We start from the raw sequence: 1,567 nt of genomic DNA on the forward strand, positions 1-1,567 counted from the left end.
AGATTTTTCCGAAATTGTCATATCCCTCAAAACAACATCAAAAGATAGAATGGGAAAGATATTTGTTGATAAACTTTTAATGAGTAAATTTGTAAAACACAAAGTTAAAATAATTGGTATTTTTCTTAACGATGTTCAAAGAAAACAAGAGGACAAAGTAAGTTCGACACTTGTCTCAAATTTATTCCTGGTTTACACAAAATTCCTGACGAGATTAGAAGGTGTTTATTATGTCGATATACCGTATAGAGTCAAAGACAGCAGTTTAGAGAAGTATATTTTCCCTTTTTCAAAATTTATTTCTGAAGATATTTGGAAGCTTCTCAACCCCGAAGTTTAATTCTTCGTTCCACAGATTCTTTTTCATCTTTTCCGGTTTTAATCCTTTTTAGATGGTCCTTATCCGATAATCTTTCTTTTATTATTTCGCAAAATTCCTGATTCAATTCCGAACCTAACCATCTTCTTTCAAACGCTTCTGCAGTTGCATAAGTTGTTCCCGAACCTCCAAACGGATCAACAATAATGCTGTCATCATTTGAAGAAGCTAAAATCACTTTCTTAACCAATTCCACTGGTTTTTGGGTTAGATGAGATGTTTTTTCCCATGAACTATTTGAGATCGTAGGAATTTCTAAAACATCTTTTGGTTTTGCTCCTTTCGGATTTGGGTTCCAGACATATTTTTTCTTTCCATTATTATATTGAGAAGATTCTGCCTGCGAGCGTTGTGGATATTTCAAAGTATGAGAATTATAAGGAATTCTAACCTCATCGATGTTGAAGATGATCTTTTTGGATTTCCTGAAATGTAATAGACTTTCGTGTGATCGACCCCAATCATTTCCCAAGTTTGCTTTATTCCGGTAAAACCAGACCAGCCATTTGCAGCCTTTGAATAATCCGCTCGCTGCCCATTTAATATCTGCTAAAATTTCGGAGAAACCGCAGACATACAACGATCCGGTCGGTGTTAGAACTCGCTGAGCTTCCGAAATCCATTTCATACTCCATTCGATATACTTTTTTTGTGATTCAAAAGTATCCCATTCTGCTTTCTTTATATTATACGGAGGATCAGCGAATATAAGATCGATTGATTGAGATTTTAAATTGTTAAAAAAATCCAGAACATCGCAATTATACAATTCTCCGAATTTTGTTTTGAAAAACGGAGATAAACTGACAGTAGGCGTTTTTGTAGTAATTTCCAAATTCAATTCAAGTTCATTTTTCAAACGATTTATCTGTTCTTGCGTATAAACACGGAAATTGTTGATAGGATGTCTTACAGGTTTGAATTTGTTGTTACTATCCCATCTGCGCAGTGTTTGTGAACTTACTCCGATCATTTTCGCAGTTTCTCCAACCGTAAAAAATTTCTTCATATTTCACCTTTTAATTTTGATAAACATTATACAACCTTATCCATATTTGTCAGATATTTTAAAGAAGTTATACTGTCAATTTGAAATATCAATTTTTATTCTTTTTAAATCTATTTCCGAAATTTCCAAAGTAAATATGAGTCCACTCTAAAAAGGTCAAATTCAATATAATTAGAAAC

The 1,567-nt window shown here is 32.9% G+C and carries 2 protein-coding genes; one reads left to right on the top strand and one right to left on the bottom strand.

Features of this window, described 5'->3' with window-relative positions; translation table 11 throughout:
• Positions 1 to 49 precede the first annotated feature (49 nt).
• Positions 50 to 340 carry a hypothetical protein gene (locus tag ENL20_08560; protein ID HHE38608.1) on the top strand — a complete coding sequence of 97 codons (291 nt, stop codon included), beginning with the start codon at positions 50 to 52 and terminating at the stop codon, positions 338 to 340.
• On the opposite strand, the gene ENL20_08565 is transcribed toward ENL20_08560, so the two are convergent.
• On the bottom strand, positions 324 to 1,388 hold the full coding sequence (locus ENL20_08565) for a MerR family transcriptional regulator (GenBank protein HHE38609.1): 1,065 nt from the start codon (positions 1,386 to 1,388) through the stop codon (positions 324 to 326). The two genes, ENL20_08560 and ENL20_08565, sit on opposite strands and share 17 nt — an antisense overlap.
• Between the last annotated feature and the right edge of the window lie 179 nt (positions 1,389 to 1,567).

The organism is Candidatus Cloacimonadota bacterium, assembly GCA_011372345.1.
In the GTDB taxonomy this organism is placed as follows: Bacteria; Cloacimonadota; Cloacimonadia; order Cloacimonadales; family TCS61; genus DRTC01.